Here is an 857-nt window from a genome sequence, read left to right as displayed (position 1 = left end):
CACCTGGCCCTGACGGGCGCACCGGTGGGCGCGGCCGACGCGCTGCTGTGCGGGCTCGCGGACCACTTCGTCCCGGCCGATCGGCTCGACCGACTCTCGGCGGACCTCGGACGCGCGCCCGTACACGAGGTCCTGGCCCGCCACGTCGGTCAGGCCCCTCCCGGGCTGTTGGCCGCGAGGCGCGGGTGGATCGACCACTGCTACGCCGCCGACACCGTCGAGGAGATCGTCGAACGGCTCCTCGCGAGCGGTGAACCCGAGGCCAAGGACGCGGCCGAGACCATCCTGACCAAGTCGCCCACCGCGCTCAAGGTCACCCTTTCCGCCCTGCGCCGCGCACGCGAAACGGGGCCGCTGGAAAGGGTCTTGGAACAGGAGTACAGGATCTCCTGCACGGCCCTGCGCTCTCCCGACCTGGTCGAGGGGATCCGCGCCCAGGTCATCGACAAGGACCGCGCCCCCCGCTGGTCGCCCGCCACCCTCGAAGAGGTCACGGAATCCGACGTGGCCCGCTACTTCGCCCCCCTCGACGACGGGCGCGAACTGCGCCTCGCCGTCACCGACTCTCCTCAGGAGGTGCCCTGGTGACCAGCTGCATCGCCTTCATCGGGCTGGGCAACATGGGCGGCCCGATGGCCGCCAACCTCGCCGCGACCGGCCGGCGCGTGATCGGTTTCGACCTCGTCCCCGCCGCGCTCGCCTCCGCCGCGGCGGCCGGCGTGGAGGCCGCGGACTCCGCCGCCCTGGCCGTCGCCGAGGCGGACGTGGTGATCACCATGCTGCCGGCCGGTCGCCACGTCCTGGCCCTCTACGGGGAGCAGGGGCTGCTCGCAGCGGCCAAGCCCGGCACCCTGTTC

2 protein-coding genes are annotated in these 857 nt (G+C 73.3%); both read left to right on the top strand.

Features of this window, described 5'->3' with window-relative positions:
* Positions 1-588: enoyl-CoA hydratase/isomerase family protein (locus ADK55_RS16550; RefSeq protein ID WP_199826544.1), on the top strand; the 588-nt coding region annotated here is incomplete at its 5' end.
* On the top strand, positions 585-857 hold a 273-nt coding region (locus ADK55_RS16545; protein ID WP_159041417.1), incomplete at its 3' end, for an NAD(P)-binding domain-containing protein. The genes ADK55_RS16550 and ADK55_RS16545, both read left to right, overlap by 4 nt.

Origin of the sequence: Streptomyces sp. WM4235 (assembly GCF_001279725.1) — a bacterium.
In the GTDB taxonomy this organism is placed as follows: domain Bacteria; phylum Actinomycetota; class Actinomycetes; order Streptomycetales; family Streptomycetaceae; genus Streptomyces.
The sequence above is the reverse complement of the archived record's forward strand: the minus strand, read 5'-3'. Positions and strand labels throughout refer to the sequence as shown.